Origin of the sequence: Halomonas sp. McH1-25, assembly GCF_022348165.1 — a bacterium.
Classification (GTDB): Bacteria; Pseudomonadota; Gammaproteobacteria; order Pseudomonadales; family Halomonadaceae; genus Modicisalibacter.
Window position 1 is genome coordinate 773,829 of sequence record NZ_JAKRFI010000001.1, and the last position, 25,071, is coordinate 798,899.

Annotated in this window: 22 protein-coding genes; 7 read left to right on the forward strand and 15 right to left on the reverse strand. The window is 61.9% G+C overall.

Annotated elements, in window-relative coordinates:
- Positions 1 to 49 precede the first annotated feature (49 nt).
- Entirely contained in the window at positions 50 to 1,519 is a 1,470-nt protein-coding gene (locus tag MHM84_RS04010) for a TolC family outer membrane protein (RefSeq protein ID WP_239262704.1), read from the reverse strand.
- Between the two features lie 359 nt (positions 1,520 to 1,878).
- Here MHM84_RS04010 and MHM84_RS04015 point away from each other — a divergent pair, with 359 nt between their 5' ends.
- Positions 1,879 to 2,178 carry a hypothetical protein gene (locus tag MHM84_RS04015; protein ID WP_239262706.1) on the forward strand — a complete coding sequence of 100 codons (300 nt, stop codon included), beginning with the start codon at positions 1,879 to 1,881 and terminating at the stop codon, positions 2,176 to 2,178.
- Positions 2,179 to 2,291: 113 nt separating this feature from the next.
- Here the strand turns inward: MHM84_RS04015 and MHM84_RS04020 are convergent, their stop codons facing one another.
- Positions 2,292 to 2,753, reverse strand: a complete 462-nt coding sequence (locus tag MHM84_RS04020) for a pilin (RefSeq protein ID WP_301282568.1) — start codon at positions 2,751 to 2,753, stop codon at positions 2,292 to 2,294.
- A 649-nt stretch (positions 2,754 to 3,402) separates the two neighbouring features.
- Between MHM84_RS04020 and pilB the strand changes: the two genes are divergently transcribed.
- From pilB to yacG, 5 genes are all read left to right on the forward strand, one after another.
- Entirely contained in the window at positions 3,403 to 5,124 is a 1,722-nt protein-coding gene (gene pilB, locus MHM84_RS04025) for a type IV-A pilus assembly ATPase PilB (RefSeq protein WP_239263824.1), read from the forward strand.
- A gap of 72 nt (positions 5,125 to 5,196) precedes the next feature.
- On the forward strand, positions 5,197 to 6,444 hold the full coding sequence (locus MHM84_RS04030; protein ID WP_239262708.1) for a type II secretion system F family protein: 1,248 nt from the start codon (positions 5,197 to 5,199) through the stop codon (positions 6,442 to 6,444).
- Positions 6,445 to 6,475: 31 nt separating this feature from the next.
- Entirely contained in the window at positions 6,476 to 7,342 is an 867-nt protein-coding gene (locus tag MHM84_RS04035) for an A24 family peptidase (protein WP_275445653.1), read from the forward strand.
- 79 nt (positions 7,343 to 7,421) lie between these two features.
- Entirely contained in the window at positions 7,422 to 8,060 is a 639-nt protein-coding gene (gene coaE, locus MHM84_RS04040) for a dephospho-CoA kinase (protein WP_239262710.1), read from the forward strand.
- On the forward strand, positions 8,053 to 8,295 hold the full coding sequence (gene yacG / locus MHM84_RS04045; protein ID WP_239262712.1) for a DNA gyrase inhibitor YacG: 243 nt from the start codon (positions 8,053 to 8,055) through the stop codon (positions 8,293 to 8,295). The genes coaE and yacG overlap by 8 nt, the downstream gene beginning before the upstream one ends.
- A 207-nt stretch (positions 8,296 to 8,502) precedes the next feature.
- Here the strand turns inward: yacG and MHM84_RS04050 are convergent, their stop codons facing one another.
- The 4 genes from MHM84_RS04050 to MHM84_RS04065 form a co-directional block, all read right to left on the reverse strand.
- Positions 8,503 to 9,450, reverse strand: a complete 948-nt coding sequence (locus MHM84_RS04050; RefSeq protein WP_239262714.1) for a Nudix family hydrolase — start codon at positions 9,448 to 9,450, stop codon at positions 8,503 to 8,505.
- A gap of 27 nt (positions 9,451 to 9,477) precedes the next feature.
- Complete coding sequence (gene argJ / locus MHM84_RS04055; protein WP_239262716.1) at positions 9,478 to 10,692, reverse strand: bifunctional glutamate N-acetyltransferase/amino-acid acetyltransferase ArgJ; 1,215 nt, start codon at positions 10,690 to 10,692, stop codon at positions 9,478 to 9,480.
- Positions 10,693 to 10,726: 34 nt separating this feature from the next.
- A complete protein-coding gene (secA, locus tag MHM84_RS04060; RefSeq protein ID WP_239262719.1) occupies positions 10,727 to 13,453 on the reverse strand; it encodes a preprotein translocase subunit SecA in 2,727 nt (908 codons plus the stop codon).
- A 67-nt stretch (positions 13,454 to 13,520) separates the two neighbouring features.
- On the reverse strand, positions 13,521 to 13,868 hold the full coding sequence (locus MHM84_RS04065; RefSeq protein ID WP_239262721.1) for a hypothetical protein: 348 nt from the start codon (positions 13,866 to 13,868) through the stop codon (positions 13,521 to 13,523).
- 65 nt (positions 13,869 to 13,933) lie between these two features.
- On the opposite strand from MHM84_RS04065, the gene MHM84_RS04070 reads away from it, so the two are divergent.
- Entirely contained in the window at positions 13,934 to 14,410 is a 477-nt protein-coding gene (locus MHM84_RS04070; RefSeq protein WP_239262724.1) for a DciA family protein, read from the forward strand.
- A gap of 60 nt (positions 14,411 to 14,470) precedes the next feature.
- Here the strand turns inward: MHM84_RS04070 and lpxC are convergent, their stop codons facing one another.
- The 9 genes from lpxC to murD all read right to left on the reverse strand — a co-directional run bounded on the left by lpxC (position 14,471) and on the right by murD (position 25,017).
- On the reverse strand, positions 14,471 to 15,385 hold the full coding sequence (gene lpxC, locus MHM84_RS04075; protein WP_239262727.1) for a UDP-3-O-acyl-N-acetylglucosamine deacetylase: 915 nt from the start codon (positions 15,383 to 15,385) through the stop codon (positions 14,471 to 14,473).
- Positions 15,386 to 15,499: 114 nt separating this feature from the next.
- The gene (gene ftsZ / locus MHM84_RS04080) at positions 15,500 to 16,663 is read right to left on the reverse strand and encodes a cell division protein FtsZ (RefSeq protein WP_239262730.1); all 1,164 of its coding nucleotides are present in this window, start codon (positions 16,661 to 16,663) and stop codon (positions 15,500 to 15,502) included.
- A gap of 36 nt (positions 16,664 to 16,699) precedes the next feature.
- A complete protein-coding gene (ftsA, locus tag MHM84_RS04085; RefSeq protein WP_239262733.1) occupies positions 16,700 to 17,977 on the reverse strand; it encodes a cell division protein FtsA in 1,278 nt (425 codons plus the stop codon).
- 207 nt (positions 17,978 to 18,184) lie between these two features.
- Entirely contained in the window at positions 18,185 to 18,907 is a 723-nt protein-coding gene (locus MHM84_RS04090) for a cell division protein FtsQ/DivIB (RefSeq protein WP_239262736.1), read from the reverse strand.
- Between the two features lie 4 nt (positions 18,908 to 18,911).
- Entirely contained in the window at positions 18,912 to 19,859 is a 948-nt protein-coding gene (locus MHM84_RS04095; RefSeq protein WP_239262740.1) for a D-alanine--D-alanine ligase, read from the reverse strand.
- Positions 19,856 to 21,268, reverse strand: a complete 1,413-nt coding sequence (gene murC / locus MHM84_RS04100) for a UDP-N-acetylmuramate--L-alanine ligase (RefSeq protein WP_239263830.1) — start codon at positions 21,266 to 21,268, stop codon at positions 19,856 to 19,858. Before murC ends, MHM84_RS04095 begins: the two co-directional genes overlap by 4 nt.
- A gap of 61 nt (positions 21,269 to 21,329) precedes the next feature.
- A complete protein-coding gene (gene murG / locus MHM84_RS04105; protein ID WP_239263833.1) occupies positions 21,330 to 22,400 on the reverse strand; it encodes an undecaprenyldiphospho-muramoylpentapeptide beta-N-acetylglucosaminyltransferase in 1,071 nt (356 codons plus the stop codon).
- Between the two features lie 35 nt (positions 22,401 to 22,435).
- Positions 22,436 to 23,632, reverse strand: coding sequence for a putative lipid II flippase FtsW (gene ftsW, locus MHM84_RS04110; RefSeq protein WP_239262743.1), 1,197 nt, complete (start codon positions 23,630 to 23,632; stop codon positions 22,436 to 22,438).
- Positions 23,629 to 25,017 carry a UDP-N-acetylmuramoyl-L-alanine--D-glutamate ligase gene (gene murD, locus MHM84_RS04115; RefSeq protein WP_239262746.1) on the reverse strand — a complete coding sequence of 463 codons (1,389 nt, stop codon included), beginning with the start codon at positions 25,015 to 25,017 and terminating at the stop codon, positions 23,629 to 23,631. Before murD ends, ftsW begins: the two co-directional genes overlap by 4 nt.
- Positions 25,018 to 25,071: the final 54 nt, after the last annotated feature.

A 25,071-nucleotide genomic window follows, 5' to 3' on the forward strand; every position in this document is an offset into this window, starting at 1 on the left:
TCCATACGACGATTGGCACGACGCCCAGCACGATCCGGCTCGCGCATGGTCATCGGGCACCGGGCATCAGGCCGGCGGTGAGTTCTTCCAGGCTATAGCGGGTCGGCGCCTGCACCGGGCAGATGGTTTCACCGTCGATGACTACGCCGTCGCTACCCAGTTCGGTGAGTGTCGGGATGCCGCTTCGCGAAACTTCCAGCGCCGGCAGCAGCTGGCCCATGGCGGCCAGGGTGCGGGCACGCGCCAGTTCCAGATCGTAGGTGGAATTGGTATAGGCGCGGCTGGCCTCGAAGTATTCGTTTTCGGAATCGAGCACGTCGAGCAGCGTGCGTTCGCCGATATCGAACTGCTGCTGATACGCGCCGCGCACGCGCCCGGTCGATAGGCGATGCTGGTTGAGATATTCCATCTGCTCGGCGATACGCCGCGTGTCGTTGAAGGCCACGGTGGTGGTCTCGCGCACGTCGCGACATTCCTGATCGCGCAGATCTCTGGCCTGGTCGAGCAGGTCACTGGCCTGGCGGTAGGCTGCCAGGTCCGAGCCACCCCGGTAGAGATTCATGCTGGCCACGATCTGGACCACGCCCTGATCGTAGCGACCGGTGACGCCGCTCTGGTTGTTGGTACCGGCACTTGCACGGAAATCGACCTGCGGGTGGAAGCCGGCCTTGGTCGCCTGGGCAGCGGCCCGCGCGGCGTCGATGTTCTTGATCGCCGCATGGAAGCCCGGGTTGCCTTCATAGGCCAGCATCACCGCGTTGCCGATGGAGTCGGGCAACCCCTGGGCGAACTCGGGGGCCGGCGCCAGCTCGTCCGGCGGCAGCTCGCCGACCAGGCGCTGGAAGCGTGCACTGACATCGTGCAGATTGGCCGCTTCGGTCAGCAGGTTGGACTCGGCCAACGCCAGACGCCCACTGATCTGCTCGAGGTCCACGCCCCGGCCGGCCCCTGACTGGGTGCGCTGTTCGATCTGCCGGTACACCTCGAGATGCTTGGCGTAGTTGTCCCGCGCCAGCATCACCAAGTCGCGATAGCGACGCACGTCCTGATAGGCCTGGGTCACCTCGAGCGCCACGTCGTTGCTGGTACTCATCAGTTCGTAATAACTGACCAGCTTGGCCTGATCGAGACGCTCCACCTCGTTGGCGGTCTCGAAACCGTCCCACAGCATCTGGGTCAAGGTGACTTCGGCGAAGTCGGCGTCGTAACTGCCCCGATCATCGTCCCCGCGGTATTCGCGACCGACGCCGGCGCTGACGTCCAGGCTGGGCAGGTACTGGCCGCGGGCGACATCGACTTCGTCCATGGCCGCCTGGAAGCCGTGCCAACTGGCCTGCACTTGAGGATTCTGGGTCATGGCGCGCTGCACGGCGCCACGCAACGTATCGATACCCGCGGCCTCCTGGGCGCTGGCCTGGGCACACGCCAGCGTCAGCGGCGAGAGCAGCGCGGTCAGAATAAGGGCACGACGGGGAGCGCGTCGGGTGGCAACCCGACGAGAAGCGAATGGCACTTGCATGTTTCAGTTCCCTAGCAGCCCCAGCCGCTTCGCGAGTGCGTTCGGCACCTTACGGGGCGGGTTGTTATCGGGCTCGAGCCACTTTCCCACTGGAACTGACCCAAGCCAGCCTTCTTTTGTAACGTACAGTAAATCTATTTTATTAAATGTGAAAGAGCGAAGTCATGCAGATGATTAAACTATTGACAACAACGCATGTAAGCGATTGACGATAAAGCATCCTTAGGCACCCTCAGCCTGGAAAGCCGAGACGTTACAGGGGCAGGCGTGACCGGCATTCGGCATTGGCCGGGCGACCACTGACGTTCATGGCAGGCTCATGCTATCTTCCCCCTAGTCAATCCAGCCGGGAGAGCACCATGGCCAACTCCGAAATGCAGAAGACTCGCGTCATCAACGAACTGCGCAGTTTCATCAAGAAGCTGCTACAGGACCCGCAGATTCTGGAACGCTCGCTGGAGATCGCCCGGCGCGCCTATCAGGAGCAGGCCGAGTCGGGGCGCGGCAAGGACGGCGAAGTCATGGCGAGAATCGCCAATGAGATCTCGGATACGACCAGCGTGCATATTCCCGAAGACCCGAGTGAGCACTCCGATGCCGACCGGTTGTTTTTGGAGATTCTGGAAGAAGTAGTGGATGAGGAACAGGCGCTTTATTAATTTTAAGTTTAACCAAATAATTAAGCGTAAATACTAGAGCATTTGCATCAACTGCTTTCTCAATTATTTAGTACACAGGCGGCCAGAGTAGGCCGCCTGTTACTCATTCCTTATTAGCAAAGCCCTTGGTCGTCACAAGTGCCACCTTGAGTCCACTGAATAGGAGGCGTAATACCATTTGGCGTCAAAGTATATGTTGCTCCACCAACATCTGCTGTACCAGTTACCGTTATTACACCATCTGTGACGGTTAGCGCACTGACTACGCCTGAAGCAGCAGGTGCTGCAGGTATGCCGTTAGAACCTGCATCAGCATCCCCTAATGCAGACAGCTTGCCTGTTTGCGCAGCAACCTCAATTGCAATTTTATATGGAGATGCGGCAGCAATCACTTCAGAAAACTCTGCTCTTTGAGTATAAGTTTGATATCTAGGAATCGCAATTGCAGCCAAAATACCAACTATAGCCACTACGATCATCAGCTCAATCAGCGTAAAACCACCCTGTCCCCTCTTGCTCATTCCCATGCTTCTTTTCATCGCCGTTCCCTTATAAATGCCTTGCGGCTCTGTCATTCATTTTTCAGTTAACAAGCCTGTTACCAGGCGTGGCGGAAACCTATCCCATTTCGTTACCGGCTTGTACCGCTTGGCTTCAACGTTTTTCACGCTACCGCCGGGCCTGCATCGTGCTACACGCCTCGCCTGCGACCCCGTCGTCTGTCGGAAAAACGCCAGTACTGCTGGCATCTCAAGCAAACATTAAGGCAAAGGCGTGGCTATCAAACGCTCATTTACCGCACGGAAGCCGTGCCTTTTTACAGGTTTATGGATCCCTGTGCGCTTTACCGTCGTGCCGCACTCCATCCGCTCCCGGCCTGGCATGGCCTGTCCGGCCGACATGAGTTTCATGGCGTGCTTTGCACGACGCAGAGCCATACTCACGACTGATCAGGGTTCTTCATCCTTACGTCCAACGTTACATTAAATAACAGTGTTACCGACCACAAGTGGTTAGTGTGAATTTACTTAGCGTTGACTGCGTCCGGGATGATGGCGCTCAGTCATTGGCGCTAGAATTTGATGAGCCAAGCGCACCCACTGAGCCTCTCCCCTGCAGCGACCGACCCAGCCTATGACGTCATCCCATCAGCCGCCCCGCTCCTCGCTCAGCGATCTCGATGCTGCCGACTCGCAGCACGACCGGGGGTCGCCTTTAACCGGAATGTCATCGGCGAGCGAATCGTTGAGCGGCCTGTCGCGGCGGCTGGTAGAGGAAGGCCTGCTCAGCGAGGCGGCTGCACGACGCGCCGAGCAGGAGAATCGCGAAAGCGAAGTGTCGCTGCTGCAGCAGATCATCGACAGCGGTCTGGTCAATGCCCGCGAGGCGACCCAAGTCGCCGCCCGTGAGTACGGGCTAGCGATGATCGACCTGGACGCCCTGCGCCTGGACACCCTGCCCCCGGCGCGCGACATGCCGGAAAACGTCCTGCGTCGCCACATGACGCTGCCGCTACGGCGCACCGAGCACCGGCTAACGGTTGCCGTGCCCTTTCCCGCCTCGCTGGCATCGCTCGATGACTTGCAGTTCGCGACCGGACTCTCGGTGGAAGGCGTACTGGCCTCAGTGGATCAGCTCGGCCCGGTGCTGGAAAACTACCTGGCTCAGGGTGACGCCAGCCATATGCTGGCGCAGCTCGATAATGACGGCGATGCCATCGGCGAGCTGGCCTTCGAGGACGAACTGAGCGAAGCCGAGGATACGGCGATCACCGCGTCCAGCGACGACGCGCCGGTGGTGCGCTTCGTCAACAAGATCCTGATCGATGCCATCCAGCGCGGCGCGTCGGATATCCACTTCGAGCCCTACGAGTCGAGCTTTCGCATCCGCTTTCGCATCGACGGCATTCTGCTCGAGGTCGCCCGCCCGCCGTTCGCCATGCGCTCGCGCATCGCCGCGCGCCTCAAGGTGATGGCACGGCTGGACATCTCCGAACGCCGCCTGCCGCAGGACGGCGCGATCAAGCTGCGCCTGTCGAAGCAGCGTTCCATCGATTTCCGCGTCAACTCGTTGCCTACGGTGTATGGCGAGAAGATCGTGTTGCGTATCCTCGATCCTGCATCGGCCCAGTTGGGCATCGATGCCTTGGGATTCACTCCCAAACAGAAAGCGATGTACGAGCGTGCCTTGGCTCAGCCCCAAGGAATGATCCTGGTCACCGGCCCGACCGGCAGCGGCAAGACCGTGACGCTGTATACCGGGCTCAACATTCTCAATACGGCGGAGCGCAACATATCCACCGCCGAAGACCCGGTGGAAATCAAGGTTCCCGGCGTCAATCAGGTCAACGTGCAGCCGCGCATCGGGCTCGACTTCGCCAGCGCCCTGCGCGCCTTTCTGCGCCAGGACCCGGACGTGGTGATGGTCGGTGAGATCCGTGATCTGGAAACCGCGGAGATCGCCGTCAAGGCATCGCAGACCGGCCATCTGGTGCTCTCCACCGTACATACCAACTCCGCCGCCGAGACGTTGACCCGCCTGCGCAACATGGGCGTGGCGCCATTCAACATTGCCAGTTCGGTATCGCTGATCATCGCTCAGCGCCTGGCGCGCAAGCTGTGTCCGCATTGCAAGCAGCCCGCGGAAATCCCCCGCGAGGCGCTGCTTCAGGAAGGCTTCAGCGACGAGGAATTGCGCGACGCCACGCTTTACCACCCGGTTGGCTGCCGTCAGTGCACGCTGGGCTACAAGGGGCGCGTGGGTATCTACGAGGTCGTGCCGGTCAGCGAGGCGATCAGCCGGCTGATCATGCAGGAAGGCAACTCGCTGGAACTGGCCGCCCAGGCGCGCCACGAAGGCCACCCGGACCTGCGGCGCAGCGGCCTGCTCAAGGTACTGACCGGCATCACCAGCCTGGAAGAGGTCAACCGAATCACCAAGGACTGAACCTGGGTAGATAACAGCCGATAACACAAAAGGACATGCCGCCAAGAGCATGAATTATCGCAGGGTAAACCAATGACTACATCGGCACGTACGTCGCGCGGCTACAAGCCACGCGAGCAAAACAAGCTATATCGTTGGCACTGGTCCGGCAAAAACAACCGCGGCAAGCCCGTCAGGGGCGAGATCGTCGCCGCTCATCGTGGCGAAGTGGAGCGCGAGCTGTCGGGACAAAGCATCATCGTCAAGAGCATCCGCCGCAAGAGCGGCCTGTTCGGCCGCGGCGGGCGCATCAAGTCTCGCGACGTCATGCTGTTCGCGCGCCAGATGGCGACCATGATCCGCGCCGGCGTACCGGTACTGCAGGCTTTCAACGTGGTCGCCGAAAGCCTACGCAACCCGGCCATGCGCAGCCTGGTGCAAAAGCTCTCCAGTGACGTTTCCGCCGGCGCCAGTTTTTCCGAAGCCTTGCGTCAGCGTCCGCAATATTTCGACCCTCTGTTCACCAACATGGTCGAGGCTGGCGAGCAGTCCGGCTCGCTGGATCGCATGCTCGACCGCGTGGCTTCCTACCGTGAGAAGATCGAAACGCTCAAGGGCCGCGTTCGCAAGGCGATGTACTACCCGGCGGCGGTCGTCTCGGTGGGCATCGGTGTGACCGCCCTGTTGTTGATCAAGGTCGTGCCGCAATTCGAGAGCCTGTTCAATGGCTTCGGGGCCGAGCTGCCGGCGATGACACGCATGACCATCGCCTTGTCGGAGTTCGCCCAAGCGTATTGGCTATGGGGGCTGGGCGGCTTGGTTGCGGGGATCGTTGCGATTCGCCAGGGCATCAAGCGCTCGGACAGCTTTGCCTATCGTATGCATCAGCTGGTGCTGCGCCTGCCGGTGATCGGTAACATTCTCGACAAGTCGTCGGTGGCCCGCTATTCGCGGACCCTGGCGACCACCTTCGGTGCCGGGGTGCCGCTGGTGGATGCCCTGGACACCGCTGCCGGGGCTGCGGGCAACAAGGTCTATGAACGCGCCGTCCAACAGGTGCGCGATGATGTCTCAAGCGGCCAGCAGTTGCACTTCGCCATGCGCAACGTCAACCTGTTTCCGGCACTCGCGGTGCAGATGGTCGGCATCGGCGAGGAAGCCGGGTCGCTGGACGCCATGCTCAACAAGGTCGCCGACTTCTACGAAGAGGAAGTCGATAACAAGGTCGATGCCCTGACTTCGCTGCTCGAGCCGTTCATCATCGTGGTGCTGGGCGTGCTGGTCGGCGGGCTCGTGGTGTCGATGTATTTGCCGATTTTCGAGCTGGGCACCGCAATATAGCCTTGTGCTGATCTAGGTTAAGGAGCTTCGTTTGTCATTGGATCTGCCCCCCTTGTTACTCTGGCCACTGGTGGCGATCATTGGCCTGGCCCTGGGGTCGTTCATGAATGTGGTGATTGCCCGTCTGCCGGCGATGCTGATGCTGCAATGGCGTGCCGAAGCGCGCGAGGCGCTGGAACTGCCGGCGGAGGCCCACGACTCGGCGCTGCCGCGGATCAACCTGGCCACGCCGCGTTCGCGTTGCCCGCGTTGCGGCGAGCCGATCGCCTGGCACGACAACATTCCACTGTTCGGTTACCTGAAGCGCCGCGGGCGCTGTGCCAGTTGCGACAAGCCGATCAGTCTGCGCTATCCACTGGTCGAGTTGGCCGGCGGGGCGCTGGCCGTGGCGGTGGTAGCGCTCTACGGCGCCAACCTGGCGAGCCTGTTCGTGCTGGCGGCCTGTCTGATTCTGCTGGCTCTGGCGGTGATCGATCTACGTACCCAACTGCTCCCCGATATACTGACCCTGCCCCTGCTGTGGCTGGGGCTGTTGTATCAGATCATGTTCCAGCCGCTGCTGCTGGAGAGTGCGGTAATCGGCGCTGTCGCCGGTTATCTGGTGCTGTGGGGATTCTACTGGCTGTTCAAGCTGGTGACCGGCAAGGAGGGCATGGGCTACGGTGACTTCAAGCTGTTGGCGGCGCTGGGCGCATGGATGGGCTGGGAGATGCTGCCCCTGCTGTTGATTCTGTCGGCCGGGGTGGGCGCCGTGGTCGGCATTCTGTTACAGCTGGCGGTCCCCCGGTTACGGGGCATGCCGATGCCGTTCGGGCCGTTTCTGGCCATGGCCGGCTGGATTGCGCTATTGTTCGGCGCACCTTTGATGGCCGTTTATCGGGCGTTCCTGCTCGGATAGCAAAGCGCCGGATAAACGCCTGCCATTTATCCAGCGCTTTGCTGATATCTTCTGAGCGCCTGACTGACATGGAGACGCCATGCATCCCTTGACCATCGGCGTGACGGGCGGCATCGCCTCGGGCAAGAGTGCCGTGGCGCTCGAGTTCGCCAAGCTGGGAATCCCTTGGGTGGATGCCGACATCGTGGCGCGGGAAGTCGTGGAACCCGGCGAGCCCGCCCTGGCCGAGATCGCCGAGCACTTCGGCCCCAACGTCGTCGATGAGGACGGTCGCCTCGACCGGCGAGCGTTACGCGCCTTGGTGTTCGCCGACGAGGACGAGCGGCGCTGGCTGGAATCGGTGACTCACCCGCGCATACGTCAGCGGCTCAACCAGCACCTGGAAGCCATGCGAGCCGGTGGCGCGCCCTACCACCTGCTGGTGTCGCCGCTGCTGTTCGAGTCCGGCCAGCACGAACTGGTGGACCGCCGCCTGGTAATCGACGTCCCCGAAGCCCTGCAGATCTCGCGCACCGTGGGCCGCGACACGGTCGAGGAAGCGCAGGTCAAGGCGATCATCCGCGCGCAGATGCCACGCACCGAGCGCCTGGCGCGCGCCGACGACGTGATCGACAATCAAGGCAGCCACGACGAACTGGCACGTCAGGTCGCCGAGCTCGACCGGCGCTACCGTCAACTGGCCGCCCAATCATCGCTGAACAAGAGTGACCATGACTGATTCAAACCACAACGCATCGAACGGACGTCCGCTAGAGGTCGCCTGCCCTCAGTGCCGCACCAAAGTGGTCTGGTCCATGGACAACCCCTACCGGCCGTTCTGCTCCAAACGCTGCCGCCTACTCGACCTCGGCGCCTGGGCCGACGAGTCCCACCGCATCGCCGGCGAACCCGCCATGGACGAAGCCGACCTCGACGCCCTGATCGACCGCCTGGAACGTGGCGGCAACACCTAAGCGTTTCTGCACCATGCCTCCCAAGACCAAAAGAAATGGCCATGATCAGCGTAGTGACCATGGCCATTTCCTTATTGCTGAAAAGCCGCCGAGCGATGCCAAGACTAGGCGGAAAAAGCCGAAAGTGCGGAGTTTACTGGAGTAAATGAGCAGCTTGAGGCTTTTTCCAACGACGTATTGGCGAGCGCAGGCCTTTTCGGGCAGATGCTATTTCCAGAAATCGCGGATGGAGGCGATTCCCTGCGCCCCTACGGCACGGGCATGGTTCGCATCGTGACGCGTCATTCCCCCCAGCGCGAAGACCGGCATACCGGCGGGCTCGACCATCTGCTGGAAGTCGTGCCAGCCCAACGGCGTGGCATCCGGATGGGTCGGCGTGGTACGCAGCGGTGACAGGGTCACGAAATCGCAACCGATACGGGCGGCCTGCTCGAGCTGGGCACGATCATGGGTCGAGGCTGCCAGCCACTTGCCCTCCGGAATCGGACGACGCTCGAGCGACATCAGCCGCTCGCTGGTCAGATGAATGCCATCGGCATCCACCGTTTCCAGTAGCCGAGGCTCGCCGTTGAGCAACAGTCGCGCCTGATAGCGGCGGCATAGCTCCAGGCTCTTTTCGGCACGTTGCAGGTAGGCGGCCTCATCGAGATTCTTGGCACGCAGCTGCACCAGACGCACCTTATCTTCGATCAACGCGCGTTCGAGCTTGGCCAGGAAAGTCTCGTCGTCGCTCTCCTCACCGCTGATCAAGTACTCGGTAGGTAGCATGACGGCGCGCAGAATCGGTAGATTCGCTGCCGGGAAGGGGTAATTGAAGAGTTCGCCCATGGGCACCCAGCGTACCGCCTGCCCTTCGCGCCCATAAGGCTCGCCACTGAAAGCATGCACCTGCCAGACATCGAGCAGGATATGCTTGTCGGGATACTCATGATGTACGCGGATCAGCGGCTGGGCACGTTCGATGGACAAGCCCAGTTCCTCGTGCAGTTCACGCTTGAGCGCCTCGAACCCGGTCTCGAACGGAGCCAGCTTGCCGCCGGGAAACTCCCACAGGCCACCCTGGTCGACCGTGGAGGGGCGTCGGGCGAGCAGGACTTCCTGACCATCGCTGCTGAAAATGGCGGCTGCCGCCACGTGAACCCTTCGTTTGATCATGATGCGAAATTACCTTTCAGCGTCTGTTCAGCTTCTGTAGTCGGCGTTGATGCTGACGTATTCATGAGAGAGATCGGATGTCCAGACCGTGGCGGTGGAGTCGCCCCGTCCCAGACGAATGCGGATGGTGATCTCATCCTGGGCCATGACGGCGCTGCCGGCCTGTTCACTGTAGCTGGCGGCTCGTCCGCCGCGTTCCACCAACCTTACATCGCCAAGATCGATCACCACACGCTCGACATCGAAATCCTCTACCGGCGCGCGACCCACCGCGGCGAGGATGCGCCCCCAGTTGGCATCCGAGGCATAGAGTGCGGTCTTCACCAATGGCGAGTGCGCCACGGTAAATGCCACGTCCAACGCTTCCTGGCGGGAGCGCGCCTCGCCGACCTCGAGGGTAATGAACTTGGTGGCGCCTTCGCCGTCGCGGATGATGGCCTGAGCCAATTCGATGAGCACACGGTCGAGGGCCGCCCGGAACGCGGCAATCGCTGCGTCGCTTGCCACACGCGCACTGCGGCCCGTAGCAATCAGCATACAGGCATCGTTGGTCGAGGTATCGCTATCGACCGTGATGCAGTTGAAAGAACGATCCACGCTCTCACGCAGCAGGCTCTCCAGTAACGCCTGGTCGATATCGGCATCGGTCGCCACGAAGCCCAGCATGGTGGCCATGTTGGGCTTGATCATGCCGGACCCTTTGCTGATGCCGCCGATTGTCACGACCTGGCCGTCGATATCGCAGGTGGCGGTGGCTCCCTTGGCCCGCGTGTCGGTGGTCAGGATGCCTTCGGCAGCGAGCCTCCAGGCCTCGCCCGAGGCATCCAAAGACGCCAGCGCCTCCGGCAGGCCGGCACGGAGTCGCTCGACCGGCAGCGGCTCGCCGATCACGCCGGTCGAGAATGGCAGCACCGCCTCGGCCGGCGCCTTGACCAACTCACCCAGTGCCTGGCAGCACGCCTCGGCATCACGCATGCCACTCTCGCCGGTCCCGGCGTTGGCGTTACCGGTATTGATCAGCAAATAGCGAATATCGCCGTGCGCCAAATGACGCTGGGCGACATGCACCGGCGCGGCACGGAAGGCGTTGCGTGTGAAGGTTCCGGCGACGCGGCTACCCTCGGCGATCTCGACGATCACCAGATCGCGCCGTCCGGGCTTTTTGATTCCCGCCTTGGCCGAGCCCAACCGAACGCCCTCAATGACCGGCATTTCGGGAAAATACGCCTGCCCTACCGCCATGCTTCACTACTCCTGTCAGATTACCGACTACGACCTAGGCCAGCTTGCCGTGACACTGCTTATACTTCTTCCCCGATCCGCACGGGCACGGATCGTTGCGTCCCACCTTGGGACCTTCGCGGCGCACCGTCTGCCTGCCGTCCTGCGCACCTTCGTCGACTTCCGCTTCGGCTTCCTCGCGTGCCGAATCTTCGCGGGTCTGCTGGGCCATGGCGCGCTCGCGCTCCAAGGTGTCGCGGCGGTTGCGCTCGAGCTCTTCGACCTCTTCCTGGCGGCGCACCTGCACATGGCTGAGAATACGCGCGACGTCGTGCTTGATGTTGAAGAGTAGCGCCTGGAACAGCTCGAAAGCTTCGCGTTTGTACTCTTGCTTGGGATTCTTCTGGGCATAACCGCGCAGATGGATGCCGCGACGCAGGTGATCCATGGACTGCAAGTGCTCTTTCCAGCGAGTGTCGAGCACCTGGAGCATGACCTGCTTCTCGAAGCGACGCATCAGCTCTTCACCGATGGCCTCGACCTTGGCGGCATAGACCTCGCGATGGCTGTTTTGTAGCCGCTCGCGAAGCACCTCTTCGTGGAAATTCTCGTCTTCCTCGGCCCACTGCTGCAGCGGCACGTCGAGATTGAATTCAGTCTTGAGCGCTTGCTGAAGCCCCGCGAGATCCCACTGTTCGGGCAGGCTCTGTGGCGGCACGTAGTCGCTGATGGTGCCATTGAGGATTTCCTCGCGGATACCGATCACGTTCTGGGAGACATCCTCGGCACCGAGAACCTCGTCGCGTTGCTCGTAGATCACCCGACGCTGATCGTTGGCCACGTCATCGTACTCGAGCAATTGCTTGCGAATGTCGAAGTTGCGTCCTTCGACCTTCTTCTGGGCTCGCTCGACGGCATTGGACACCATCTTGTGTTCGATGGCCTCGCCACGCTCCAGCCCCAGCGCTTGCATCAGGCGCTGTACGCGTTCGGAGCCGAACAGACGCATGAGGTTGTCTTCCAGCGACAGGAAGAAGCGAGTGGACCCCGGGTCGCCCTGGCGGCCGGCACGGCCGCGCAACTGGTTGTCGATACGCCGCGACTCGTGACGCTCGGAACCGATGACATGCAGCCCCCCCGCTGCCAGCACGGCATCGTGGCGCTGCTGCCAGTCGGCCTTGATCGCGTCGATCTGGGCCTGGGACGGGTCGTCGAGTTTGGCGACCTCGGCCTCCCAGTTGCCGCCCAGCACGATGTCGGTACCGCGACCGGCCATATTGGTGGCGATGGTCACGGCCCCGGGACGTCCGGCCTGGGCGATGATCTCGGCCTCGCTCTGGTGCTGCTTGGCGTTGAGGACATTGTGCGGAATGTTGCCCTGCTTCATCAGTCCCGCCAGCAGTTCCGAGGTTTCGATCGATGCGGTACCCACCAGGATGGGGCGGCCGGCCTCGCGCTGGGCCTTGACGTCCTCGATGATCGCCTCGAACTTCTCTTCGGCGGAAAGGTAGACCAGGTCATTGTAATCGGTACGGGCAATCGGCTTGTTGGTGGGAATGACCGTGACATCCAGGCCATAGATTTGACGGAACTCGAACGCCTCGGTATCGGCGGTGCCGGTCATGCCGGAGAGTTTATCGTAGAGCCGGAAATAGTTCTGGAAGGTGGTCGAGGCCAGAGTCTGGCTCTCCTTCTGGATGGCCACGCCTTCCTTGGCCTCGACGGCCTGATGCAGGCCCTCGGACCAGCGACGCCCAGGCATGCTGCGCCCGGTATGCTCGTCGACGATGATCACTTCGCCATCGTTGACGATGTAATCGACGTCACGGTGGAACAGGTGACGCGCACGCAGCGCCGAATGCATGTGATGCAGCAGGCCGAGATTCTGGGCGGCATACAACGAATCGTCTTCGCTCAACAGCCCCTGGCGGCGCATCAGCTCTTCGACCTTATGGTGGCCTTCTTCGGTCAGTTCGACCTGCTTCTGCTTCTCGTCGAGGATGAAGTCGCCGGTCGACGGATCCTCTTCGTCTTCACACCGCTTGAGCTCGGTCGCCAGGCGATTGACGACCTGATACATCTGGGTGTTTTCCTCGACCGGGCCGGAGATGATCAGTGGCGTACGGGCTTCGTCGATGAGAATCGAGTCGACCTCATCGACGATCGCGTAGTGAAGCTCGCGCTGGACCTTGTCCTCGAGCGAGAACGCCATGTTGTCACGCAGGTAGTCGAAGCCGTACTCGTTGTTGGTGCCGTAGGTGATGTCGCAGGCATAGGCTTCGCGCTTCTGGCCCGACGTCTGGCCGGAATAGATCACGCCGACGCTGAGACCGAGATATTCGTAGAGCGGACGCATCCAGTCGGCGTCGCGCCGCGCCAGGTAGTCGTTGACGGTCACCACGTGAACGCCACGCGCGGGGAGTGCGTTGAGATAGACGGCCAAGGTCGCGACGAGGGTCTTGCCTTCGCCGGTCTTCATTTCGGCAATGCGGCCGCGATGCAGGGTGATCCCGCCAATCATCTGTACGTCGAAGTGGCGCATGCCCATCACGCGACGGCTGGCCTCGCGTACGGTAGCGAAGGCCTCGGGCAATAGCTTGTCGAGCGATTCGCCCTGGCGCAGACGTTCGCGGAACTGCTCGGTACGCGCCTGAAGATCGGCATCGGATAGCGCCTGGGTACTTTCTTCGAACGCATTGATCTCATTGACCAACTTGCCCATGCGCTTGACTTCGCGGTCGTTCTTGGAGCCGACCAATTTACGGAGAACGGTATTAAGCATGTGTCGTCCTGAAACGGAAGTGGTTCCGGCGGGAGACAGGTCATCCCACCAAGGTCGCGTGATGGCGTCAGGCCAGTTGGGCCTGCGGCGGACCGCGTCGGTTCAGGACATCCTGCCCTGCACAGGGCACTCCCATGGCCGGTCGGCAGGCAGGCACGACGGGACGGCACGGCAAAGAGACATGCGACGGCAGGCAGCGACGTGCCTTGCGGCGCGCTACTCGACGTGACTGGGCGCGGATGGCGTCGGGCGCCATCAGGCAAATCTGGGTCAGTCTTTCGGCCAGGCGCAACGCTTCTGCATGTACCAGCCCCGCCGGCAACAGACAGCCGACCAGCAACCCGGCCAGCCACCAGCGTGTCCGCCGGCGAGTCGGGCGCTCCTCATGAGTCGTTGAGGGATTGGCGCAGGTCATGCTGTCGAAGGACTCCCTTGCATGGTAGATTGCCGCTATCGATTCGCAGAGTGGCGAGCAAGCCCATGAGTATAAAGGCTAAGCGTTTCCACGCCCAGCCCACGACCCGGCTGCTTGAAGGTTCGCAAGCCACCCAAGGTGAGCTCAGCGGCCTGATGCGCATGGCCCGGGTCATCGATCGCGCCCAGCAGCATCTACGCCAGCATCTTCCCGAGGATGTGCGCGCACATGTGTTTGTGGGTGGCTACCGGGAGGGGAAACTGACCCTGATTACCGATCGCGCCGCCTGGCTGACCTGGCTGCGTTACGAGCAGGCACGCTTGCTGGGCCTTCTGCGGCAGTTGCCCGAATTCGAGGCCGTGCTGGGCTTCACCTTCAAGGTCCGTCCCATCTCGCCGCCCAAGGTGCCCATCGCTCAGCATCGCAAGCTCTCGTCACGTGCCGCCGACGAAATTTCCTGCTGTGCCGCCGACACGACCGATCCTCGCCTGCGGCGCTCGCTGGAACGCTTGGCTGCTCACGCCGAACGTTCCCTCTCATAATAAAAAACGCCGACCCGTAAGGTCGGCGTTGAAGCCTGGTTTGCCTGAAATGCGATGCGATCAAACGGCCATGGCAGGCGCTGCGTAGGAGACCGGCGCTTTCTGGGCTTCGCCCTCGAAGGTCACGATTTCCCAGGCATCGGGATTGGCCAACATCGCACGACACAGCTGATTGTTGAGGGCATGGCCGGATTTTACGCCACGGAACTCACCTATCAGACTGTAGCCGAGCTGGTACAGGTCGCCGATAGCGTCGAGCACCTTGTGCTTGACGAATTCGTCTTCGTAGCGCAGCCCGCCCTCATTGAGGATACGGTACTCATCGACCACGATGGCGTTGTCGAGACTGCCGCCCAGCGCCAGATTTTGTGAGCGCAGGAACTCCAGATCACGCATGAACCCGAAGGTACGCGCCCGCGACACTTCCTTGACGAACGAAGTGGTCGAGAAATCGACGACGGCGGTCTGCTTCTGCTGCTCGAACACCGGGTGGTCGAAATTGATGGAGAACGACACTTTGAAGCCGTCATAAGGCAGAAAAACCGCCTCCTTGCCGTCTTCGTGCACACCGATCTCGCGCTTGATGCGGATGAATTTCTTGGCCGCGTCCTGCTCTTCGATACCGGCGGACTGGATCAGAAAAACGAACGGCCCCGCGCTACCGTCCATGATCGGCACTTCCGGCGCACTGAGTTCGACGATTGCGTTGTCGATCCCCAGGCCAGCGAATGCGGACATAAGATGCTCGACGGTAGCCACCTTGGCACCGTTGCTGGACAGGGCAGTACACAGCATGGTGTCGGTGACGTTTTCGGCACGGGCGGAAATGCGCACCTCGGGATCGAGGTCGGTTCGCACGAAGACGATCCCGGTATTGACCGGCGCCGGACGCAAGGTGAGGTAGACCTTCTCACCGGAATGCAGTCCAACGCCAGTGGCGCGCATGGTGTTCTTGAGAGTGCGTTGTTTGATCATGGGCAATGGCCAGGCTGTCACTAAAGGTTGTCAAACAGTGTTCACTATACCATCGAACAACTGTTTAAACAAAATTTCGTCGTCCGGCCATCCCTATGCCTTCGATAGCGCAACTCAATCCGCCTGACGCCGCAGGAATGCCGGAATATCGAGATAATCGTCCAGCTCCTGAGATTTGCGTTTCTCCTGCCGCGTTTTGGCAGCGTTGTCCTGATCGGCCTTGGCCGCCTGCTGACGCATGACCGTGGGCTGCTGCAGCTTGCGGTAATCCGTCGTCTCTGGACGTGCGGCACTTTCGCGGGTCACGGCCTTTTCCTTGCGTCCATCGAGACCGGCTGCCACCACGGTGACACGCAGCTCGTCGGCCATTTCCATGTCGATGGCGGTGCCCACCACGATGGTGGCGTCCTGGGAAGCGAATTCCTGCACCGTCGCGCCAACGTCGTTGAACTCGCCGATCGACAGGTCGGGACCCGCCGTAATATTGACCAGGATCCCGCGAGCACCATGCAGGTCGATATCTTCCAGCAGCGGGCTGCGGATTGCCTTTTCGGCCGCTTCCCGAGCCCGGTTTTCACCGGTGGCTCCACCGGTACCCATCATTGCCATGCCCATCTCGGACATCACGGTACGCACGTCGGCAAAGTCGACGTTGATGATACCCGGGCTGGTGATCAGCTCGGCGATGCCTTGCACGGCGCCCAGCAAAACGTCGTTGGCGGCACTGAAAGCGGTCAACAGACTGGCGCTCTTGCCAAGTACCGCGAGCAGTTTCTCGTTGGGAATGGTAATCAGCGAGTCGACGTGCTCGGACAGCTCGCGCATGCCCTCTTCCGCCACGCGCATGCGTTTCGGCCCTTCGAAGGGGAACGGCCGCGTCACGACGGCGACGGTCAGGATACCGAGTTCCTTGGCCACCTGGGCGACGACAGGCGCCCCACCGGTCCCGGTGCCGCCACCCATACCCGCAGTGATGAAGACCATGTCGGCGCCCTGGAGCAATTCGGCGATCTTGTCGCGATCCTCCATGGCCGCCTGACGGCCGACTTCGGGACTGGCTCCGGCGCCGAGTCCCTTGGTGATTTCACTACCCAACTGGAGAACGGTCTTGGCAGCAACACGCTTGAGCGCCTGCGCATCGGTGTTGGCGCAGATGAATTCGACGCCTTCGATGTTGCTTTCGACCATGTGATTGACGGCATTGCCGCCGCCTCCACCAACGCCGATCACCTTGATGACTGCGCTGCTGGAAGGTGCATTATCTACCAGTTCGAACATTGCCCCGTCTCCTGTGACCGCATGGATGCGGCCCTGTCAGAAATTTCCTTTGAACCAGCTCTTGACCCGTTCCAGCGTCGAGATGCCATCCTTGCCACCACGCCGAGCGCTTTCCTCTCTACGGGGCTGGGCGGATACCACGCGGCTTTGGGCCTGCTTGCTGGCATCCCGCATTCCGTAGAGTAGCAAACCCACTCCCGTGGAATAAATCGGATTGCGCACCACGTCAGCCAGACCGCGAACGTTCTGCGGGCAGGCGATACGTACCGGCATATGGAAGATTTCTTCGGCCAGTTCGACCACCCCTTCCATACGTGACGTACCCCCGGTGAGTACCACCCCCGCTGCCACGAGATCCTCGTAGCCGCTGCGTCGCAGTTCTTCGCGTACCAAAGTAAACAGTTCCTCGTAACGAGGTTCGACCACTTCGGCCAAGGCTTGGCGAGACAGGTCTCGGGCCGGGCGGTCACCCACACTGGGAACCTTGATCATTTCGTCGCTCGAGGCCAGTTGGGTCAATGCACAGGCATACTTGACCTTGATGTCCTCGGCATATTGTGTCGGCGTGCGTAACGCCATGGCGATGTCGTTGGTCACCTGGTCACCGGCAATCGGAATGACCGCCGTGTGACGAATGGCCCCTTCGGTGAACACGGCGATGTCCGTCGTGCCGCCACCGATGTCGACCATGCAAACGCCTAACTCACGTTCGTCCTCGGTCAGTACCGCATGGCTCGAGGCCAGTTGCTCGAGAATGATCGCATCGACTTCGAGCCCACAACGTCGCACACACTTTTCAATGTTCTGCACCGCATTCAGGGCAGCCGTCACCAGATGGACCCGAGCCTCCAGCCGAACGCCGGACATCCCCAGCGGCTCGCGGATGCCCTCCTGGGTATCGATGGCGAACTCCTGGGGCAGCACATGCAGGATGCGTTGCCCTTCGGAAATGGCCCGCGCCCTGGCGGAATCGATGACCCGGTCGATATCGGATGGCGTGACCTCACGATCCTTGATCGCGACGACCCCATCGGAATTCATCGAACTTATGTGGCTACCCGCCACGCCGACGTACACCGAGTGGATATCGCAACCGGCCATCAGTTCGGCTTCTTCCACGGCACGCTGTATGGACTGCACCGTGGACTCGATATTGATGACCACGCCCTTCTTCATTCCGCGTGAAGGATGGGAGCCGATCCCGGCAATCTCCAACCCGCCATCATCAGTTGGCTGGCCGACGATAGCCACCACCTTGGATGTCCCTATATCCAGCCCGACGACCATATTGGAAGCATTGGATTGTCCTGCCATGGGTCGGGGTCACTCCTCGATCTTCACAATATTTGAAACCGTTTATTTACTAAATAAGGTATTTTGGCCAATTAAGTAAACAATATTTATTATTTAACCAGCCAATACTCAAAGTCAGCAACAGAATACGGGGATTTTTTGTTGAAAGAAATACCTCGGCGCCTTTGCTGGCGGGCTCTCGCGTTAAAAAAAGCAACGCTTACGTTACTAGCCTTCCGAAATCTCGACATCGGTCTCGCCATGCCAGGCTACGACAACGCCGTTAGGGTAGCGCAAGTCGATATAGCGAATCCGTGCCGATTGCTCGCCAAGTTGACGCTGCCAGGCAACCGCGAAGCGGGCCAGACGCGTATCGCGCTGATTACGGCCAAGCATGACCCAGACACCGTCATTGACCTGAAAACGCCAGGCACCGCGATCTTCGAGACGCAGCTGAGTGACGTTCAGCCCCAATGGAGCCAGGCCGCTCTGTAACTGGTCGAGCAGCGCCAGGACTTCTGCCCCGCTGCCCTCCGGTCCCGCCAGGTCGGGCAAATCGTCAGGAACCTCTACCTCGCCACGCCGGAAGGGAACGCCCCGCGGATTGAGCAGCAGGTCGTCGTTCCAGCGTGCGACCGGCTCCTGTTCGTAGAGTTCGAAGGTCAAGGCGTCGGGCCAATGGCGAGAAACCCTCACCTCGGCCAGCCAGTCGATGGCCCGCGCCTGTTCGCGCAGCGCCGCGATATCCACCGACAGCCATGTCTGGCCGCGCACCAGCGGTGCCAGTCGCTCTCTCAGGTAGTCGGCACTGACATATTCCAGTTCACCGCGAATCGACACCCGCTCGACAGGCCGGTCCAGCCACAGCCACAGGGTCCGGCCACCGGCGCCCAGCAGAATAAACAGCAGAACCAGGCCAAGTAGCGAGCTGCGCGATCCGCCCGACGCCATTCTGTCAGCGCTCCAACGACGTAGCGAGAATGCGCAGTACCAACGCATCGAACCCAAGGCCGGCATGCGCGGCCGACTGAGGCACCAGGCTATGGTCGGTCATCCCGGGGACGGTATTGATTTCAAGCAACCAGAACCGGCCCTGAGCATCGCGCATGACATCCACTCTTCCCCAGCCCTGCCCACCGACCGCCTCGAACGCTTGGCGACATAGCCTTGCCAAGTCCTGTTCGGTGGGCGTATCGAGGCCGCAAGGTAGGTGATAGAGCGTCTCGTTGGAATGATACTTGGCTTCGTAGTCATAGAAACCACTCGGCACCTCGACACGGATGGCCGGCAAGTCGCTATCGCCAAGCAACGAGACGGTGTATTCCTCGCCGCGAATGAAGCGCTCGGCCATGACCGCCGCGTCATAGCGTGCAGCTTCACGGTAGGCGGACTTGAGCGCCTCGATGCTATCGACAATCGTGATACCCAGCGTCGAGCCTTCATGCACCGGCTTGACGATCATCGGCAGTCCAAGGCGCTCGACGACCGTCGGCCAGTCTGCATCGGACGATAGCGTAATGCTTTCCGGCGTCGGCAGGCCGAGCGCCTGCCACACCTGCTTGGTGCGTTGCTTATCCATGCCGAGTGCCGAAGCCAGCACGCCGCTACCGGTGTAAGGAATGCCGAGCAGCTCCAACGCGCCCTGCAAGGTGCCGTCTTCTCCGCCCCGGCCATGCATGGCGATGAACACCCGATCCGGCGCCAGAGCCTCGAGGCCGCTCAGTCCGCCTGCCGCCAGATCGTACCCGCGAGCATCGACACCACTGCGCTGCAGAGACGCCAGCACGGCGGCGCCACTGACCAGGGACACTTCCCGTTCCGCCGAATTGCCGCCATACAGCACGACCACCCGGCCAAACTGGGCAGGACCCACTGCGTCACTTTCAAGCAGGTTGTGGCTCATAGTTCCACCTCATCAAGCCTAAGCCGGCTGGCCGCCAGCGAAATCGCAATGCCACCCACGTCTCCGGCCCCCTGGGCGATCAGGATGTCGCCGTCGCGCAGCACATGCGCCAGCAGCCTGGGCAACTCGCTCTTGTGCTCGACGAAGAGCGGGTCCACCTGGCCACGCTGGCGAATCGACCCTGCCAGGGTGCGCCCCTCGGCGCCGGGAATGGGCGCTTCCCCTGCGCTATAGACATCGAGCAGTAGCAAGGTATCGACACCGGACAACACGCGTACGAAGTCCTCGTAGAGATCGTGGGTGCGAGAATAACGGTGCGGCTGATAGAGCATCACCAAACGGCGCTTTGGCCAACCCGCGCGAACGGCCCGGATCACCATCTCGACCTCACGCGGATGGTGGCCGTAATCATCGACCAGCATGACCTCACCGGCACCCTGCGGCAGCGAGTACTCACCATGCACCTGAAAACGACGCCCGACACCGGCGAAGCCGGCCAGGCCGCGCTGGATCGCTTCGTCGTCGACACCTGCGTCGGTTGCCACGGCAATGGCGGCCAGTGCGTTCTGGGCATTGTGCTCGCCGGGCATGGCCAAGCGTACCGCCAAGGGTGCATGCCCCTCGGGCCGTACTGCGGTGAACCGGATCTCCCCCGCTTCCTGAACGAAATCGGTGATCCGGTAGTCGGCATCCGGACTGAACCCATAGGTCACGAACTGGCGCTGCACGCGGGGCAACAGGTTACGCACGTTGTCGTCGTCGAGACACAGCACGGCCATGCCGTAGAAGGGCAGATTGTGCAGAAACTCGATGAAGGTGTCCTTGAGCCTGGCGAAATCCCCGGCATAGGTCGCCATGTGATCGGCATCGATATTGGTGACGATCGCCATCATCGGTTGCAGATGCAGAAAGGAGGCATCCGACTCGTCGGCCTCGGCAACCAGATAGTCGCCTTCGCCGAGACGCGCATTGGTCCCTGCACTGGTCAGCTTGCCGCCAATGACGAATGTCGGATCGAAGCCGCCTTCGGCGAGCAAGGTGGCCGTCAGACTGGTCGTGGTCGTCTTGCCATGGGTACCGGCCACGGCAATGCCATGCCGGAAGCGCATCAGCTCGGCCAACATCTCCGCACGCCTTACGACCGGCACGCGATGCTCGCGCGCCCAGGCGATTTCGGGATTGCTGGCATCCACCGCTGTCGACACCACGACGACGTCGGCATTCTCGGCATTGCTCGTCTCATGCCCGATCTCGACACGAATGCCGCAATCACGCAGATGCGTGGTGACTGCCGACTCCTTGAGGTCGCTACCGCTGACCTGGTAGCCCTGGTTGGCCAGCACTTCGGCAATGCCGCACATTCCGGCCCCGCCGACACCGACAAAATGAATACGCTGGATACGGCGCATACCCAGGCCGTTGCCAATCTGTCCGACACGGCGTGCCTGGCCCGGCACGGAAGGAAATTCGCTATTGCTCAAAACCGATCTCCAAGCAACCCGCCACCAGGCGTTCGACGGCATCCAGGTGAGCACAGGCACGTGCGGCACCGGCCATGGTGGCGAGAACGTCAGGGTCGAGCACGGAGGCCAGCGTCTCGGCGAGGCCCTCCGCACTCAGAGTAGTCTGGGGTATCAGGCGTGCGGCACCGGCTTCGACCAGATGCCGGGCATTGGCCGTCTGGTGGTCGTCGACGGCATGCGGAAACGGGACGAAAAGTGCCGGCTTGGCCGCAGCGGCGAGCTCGGCGACGGTCAACGCCCCCGCCCGGCATACCACCACATCGGCCCAATCGTAGGCGGCCGCCATATCGTCGATGAAATCGCTGACCTCGGCCTCGACATGGGCCTTGTCATAGCCCTGTCGCGTCGCCTCTTCCTTACCGCGACCGGCCTGATGGCGAACCTCGGGACGCTGCATGTCATCCACCCGCGCCAGCGCGTTGGGCAGGCACTCGTTGAGTGCTACGGCCCCCAGCGATCCGCCCACCACCAACAGCCGTAAGCGGCGGCCCCGCATGGCCTCGGCTCGGCGGGGTGCAATGCCCAGCGCAGCGATGTCATCGCGCACGGGGTTGCCGATGACGACCTCCCGATGGGCCTTGCCTGCCTTGCGAAAGGCCCCAGGAAACGCGGCATACACGCGCGTCGCCAGGCGGGATAGCGCCTGATTGGTCATGCCGGCGACCGCGTTCTGTTCATGGATGACCAAGGGACGCCGCGACAGCCAGGCCGCCAGGCCACCAGGCCCGCTGGCGAAACCGCCCAGACCGACGACCAGCTGCGGATCGTAGCGCTCGATGATGCGGCGCGCCTGCACGATGGCCCGGGTCAGTCTTCCGGGCGCGGTCAGCCACCCCGCGGCCCCATTGCCACGCAGCCCGGCCACATCGATACAGTGAAGTGGAATGCCCGCCTCGGGGACCAGCCGATTCTCGATCCCCCGTGGGCTGCCCAGCCACTCGACAGCGACTCCCTTTGCCTGCAGGGCACGCGCCAGCGACAAGGCCGGGATCACGTGCCCTCCAGTTCCGCCGGCCATGATCAAGGCCCGGCGCGGCTGGACTGACTGAGTTTTCACTGCAATGCCACTCCCTGTACCCGTTTGGCCGGTTTCGGGGCCGGCGCCTGGCGACGTTGGCGTGTCTCGCTATCGACACGCAGCAACAGAGCCACCATGACGCAACTGACCACCAGACTGGACCCCCCATAGCTCAGCAAGGGCAAGGTCAACCCCTTGGTCGGCAGAATGCCGGTACTCACACCGATGTTGATGAAGGCCTGGGCACCGAAGACCAACCCGATACCGTAGCTGAGATACGCGGCGAACGGCAATCGCTGCAGTTCCGCCTGCCGACCGATGTGCAGCGCGCGATAGACCAGCAACGCGAACAGACCGACCACGGCAATGGCCCCAACCAGCCCCAGCTCTTCGGCAATCACGGCGAATACGAAGTCGGTGTGGGCCTCGGGCAGATAGAACAGCTTCTGGACGCTGTCACCCAGCCCCAGCCCCAGCCAGTGGCCCCGCCCATAGGCGATCAGCGCCTGGGTCAGCTGATATCCCGAGTCGTACATGTCGGCCCACGGGTCGGCAAAGCTGGTGATGCGCTCGAGCCGGTAGGGCTCGGCGATGGCGATATAGCCCCCCAGCGCCAGCACCACGCTGAGCAACAGGATGAAACGGATCATCGGGGCGCCCGCCAGCAACAGCATGCCCATCACACAGCCGGTCATCACCACCAAGGCGCCGTAGTCGGGTTCGAGAATCAGCAGCACGCCCATTGGCATCAGGATGATCAACGGCTTGAGAAACTCCCACCAGGACTTGCGCACGCCGGGTAAAAAACGTTCCAAATAGCCGGCGACATAGACGATGAGGAAGAGCTTGGCCACTTCCGAGGCCTGGATATTGATCGGTCCCAGCGGAATCCAGCGCTTGCTGCCATTGACCTCGGTACCGACGATCAATACGGCAATCAACAGGAAAAATCCGGCCAACAGTAACCAGGGGCCGTTGCGTTGCCATGCCGCCAACGGCACATACAACACTCCCACCGCCACCAGGCTGGCGATGAGTACGAACACCCCATGACGGATGCCATAATAGAAAGGATTGCCAGTCAGCCCGGTCGCCACTTCGGTCGAGGCAGAGGTAACCATGACCAGTCCGACCAGCAGCAGCGCTACGGCTGCCAGCAGCAACCAGCCATCGAAGGGCTGTCCTTGGGTAGACAGGCGCCGCCTCATACGCTGTAGACGACTCGATGTCATGCGCCCTCCTGCCGAGTTGCCAGATAGCGTTCCACCCATGCCTGGAACGCTTCGCCCCGAGCCATGTAATTGACGAACTGATCGAGGCTCGCACAGGCCGGCGACAGCAGAACGCAATCCCCAGGCTGGGCAATGGAGGCCGCGCGCTCGAGGGCTTGCACCAGAGTGTCCTGACGAACGACGGGGACACTGCGTGAAAGCGCCTCGACCAGACGTGGCGCATCGGCGCCGAACACAATGGCTTCCCGCGCATGGCGAGCCAGCGGCTCGGCCAGCGGCGTGAAATCGGCGCCCTTGCCGACGCCACCACCCAACCAGATCAGCTTGCCTTCGAGGGTAGCGCCCAGGCCATCGATCGCTGCCAGGGTGGCACCGACATTGGTCCCCTTGGAATCGTTGACCCAGCGCACGCCATCGGCTGCGCCCACCAGCTGACCGCGGTGCGGCAGGCCCGGAAAGCGCGCCAGTACGCGCCGCATGGCTTCCATGGGCAACCCGAGGCGTGTACCCATGGCCAGTGCCGCCAGCACATTGGCCTGATTGTGCCGGCCGGGCAAACGCAGCTCGTCCACCGCCATCAACGGCCGGGCGCCATGCATGAGCCAAGGCGCCTTGCCTCCACCGTCATCATGCACGGCAATTCCCCATTGCGGACCTTGGGGCGACTTCGTGGTAAAGCGGTCGACCGGCAAGTCGTCGTTGTCGGGCCAGGTCAGGCGATCTTCGGCATTGACGACGGCATGCTGCGCGCCACGAAAGATACCCAGCTTGGCGGCACGATAGCCGGCCATGTCACCATGCCGGTCGAGATGATCTTCCGACAGGTTGAGAAACGCCGCGGTCGTCGCCCCCAGGCAGGGCGTCGTTTCGAGCTGGAAACTCGACAATTCGAGCACGAAGAGCTCGGCATCGGGTTGGGCATGCAGCAGGTCGAGGGCGGGCGTGCCCAGATTTCCACCCACCGCTGCACGAACACCAGCCTCGCGTGCCATCTCGCCAAGCAGCGTGGTGACGGTCGACTTGGCATTGGCGCCGGTAATGGCCGCGATCGGCGCATGGCAGGCGCGTTTGAACAAGGCAATCTCGCCCACGACTCTCGGTGTCGCACCTTGCTGCGAACGCTGCCAGATCGGCGCCAAGCCGGGTGAGCGAGGATCGACGCCGGGACTCAGCACGATCTCGTCGAACGCCTCGAGATCGATCGATGAGAGCGCACCGCAATGCACCGCCACGCCAGGATGCTCACGCCGGAATGCGTCGAGCCCTGGCGGGTCCCGACGAGTATCGGCCACCATGAAGGAAACGCCTTGGCGCGTCAGGTGGCGTGCTATCGCCTGCCCCGACACACCCAGCCCGACGACCAGCGTTTGTCCGCGCGTCAACATCACACCTCAAGCGATCAGTTCGAAAAAAGCCACGTTATCATGCCCGCCCTCTTT

What these genes read in the sequence shown, in the direction of transcription:
- murD (WP_239262746.1), bottom strand. Translation starts at nt 25,017, where the DNA reads ATGTTGACGCGCGGACAAACGCTGGTCGTCGGGCTGGGTGTGTCGGGG.
- pilB (WP_239263824.1), top strand. Translation starts at nt 3,403, where the DNA reads ATGTCATCGGCGAGCGAATCGTTGAGCGGCCTGTCGCGGCGGCTGGTA.
- MHM84_RS04020 (WP_301282568.1), bottom strand. Translation starts at nt 2,753, where the DNA reads ATGACAGAGCCGCAAGGCATTTATAAGGGAACGGCGATGAAAAGAAGC.
- ftsW (WP_239262743.1), bottom strand. Translation starts at nt 23,632, where the DNA reads ATGACATCGAGTCGTCTACAGCGTATGAGGCGGCGCCTGTCTACCCAA.
- MHM84_RS04090 (WP_239262736.1), bottom strand. Translation starts at nt 18,907, where the DNA reads ATGGCGTCGGGCGGATCGCGCAGCTCGCTACTTGGCCTGGTTCTGCTG.
- murC (WP_239263830.1), bottom strand. Translation starts at nt 21,268, where the DNA reads ATGCGCCGTATCCAGCGTATTCATTTTGTCGGTGTCGGCGGGGCCGGA.
- MHM84_RS04030 (WP_239262708.1), top strand. Translation starts at nt 5,197, where the DNA reads ATGACTACATCGGCACGTACGTCGCGCGGCTACAAGCCACGCGAGCAA.
- MHM84_RS04070 (WP_239262724.1), top strand. Translation starts at nt 13,934, where the DNA reads ATGAGTATAAAGGCTAAGCGTTTCCACGCCCAGCCCACGACCCGGCTG.
- ftsZ (WP_239262730.1), bottom strand. Translation starts at nt 16,663, where the DNA reads ATGTTCGAACTGGTAGATAATGCACCTTCCAGCAGCGCAGTCATCAAG.
- MHM84_RS04050 (WP_239262714.1), bottom strand. Translation starts at nt 9,450, where the DNA reads ATGATCAAACGAAGGGTTCACGTGGCGGCAGCCGCCATTTTCAGCAGC.
- lpxC (WP_239262727.1), bottom strand. Translation starts at nt 15,385, where the DNA reads ATGATCAAACAACGCACTCTCAAGAACACCATGCGCGCCACTGGCGTT.
- yacG (WP_239262712.1), top strand. Translation starts at nt 8,053, where the DNA reads ATGACTGATTCAAACCACAACGCATCGAACGGACGTCCGCTAGAGGTC.
- secA (WP_239262719.1), bottom strand. Translation starts at nt 13,453, where the DNA reads ATGCTTAATACCGTTCTCCGTAAATTGGTCGGCTCCAAGAACGACCGC.
- MHM84_RS04095 (WP_239262740.1), bottom strand. Translation starts at nt 19,859, where the DNA reads ATGAGCCACAACCTGCTTGAAAGTGACGCAGTGGGTCCTGCCCAGTTT.
- ftsA (WP_239262733.1), bottom strand. Translation starts at nt 17,977, where the DNA reads ATGGCAGGACAATCCAATGCTTCCAATATGGTCGTCGGGCTGGATATA.
- coaE (WP_239262710.1), top strand. Translation starts at nt 7,422, where the DNA reads ATGCATCCCTTGACCATCGGCGTGACGGGCGGCATCGCCTCGGGCAAG.
- MHM84_RS04010 (WP_239262704.1), bottom strand. Translation starts at nt 1,519, where the DNA reads ATGCAAGTGCCATTCGCTTCTCGTCGGGTTGCCACCCGACGCGCTCCC.
- murG (WP_239263833.1), bottom strand. Translation starts at nt 22,400, where the DNA reads ATGGCCGGCGGAACTGGAGGGCACGTGATCCCGGCCTTGTCGCTGGCG.
- MHM84_RS04065 (WP_239262721.1), bottom strand. Translation starts at nt 13,868, where the DNA reads ATGACCTGCGCCAATCCCTCAACGACTCATGAGGAGCGCCCGACTCGC.
- argJ (WP_239262716.1), bottom strand. Translation starts at nt 10,692, where the DNA reads ATGGCGGTAGGGCAGGCGTATTTTCCCGAAATGCCGGTCATTGAGGGC.
- MHM84_RS04015 (WP_239262706.1), top strand. Translation starts at nt 1,879, where the DNA reads ATGGCCAACTCCGAAATGCAGAAGACTCGCGTCATCAACGAACTGCGC.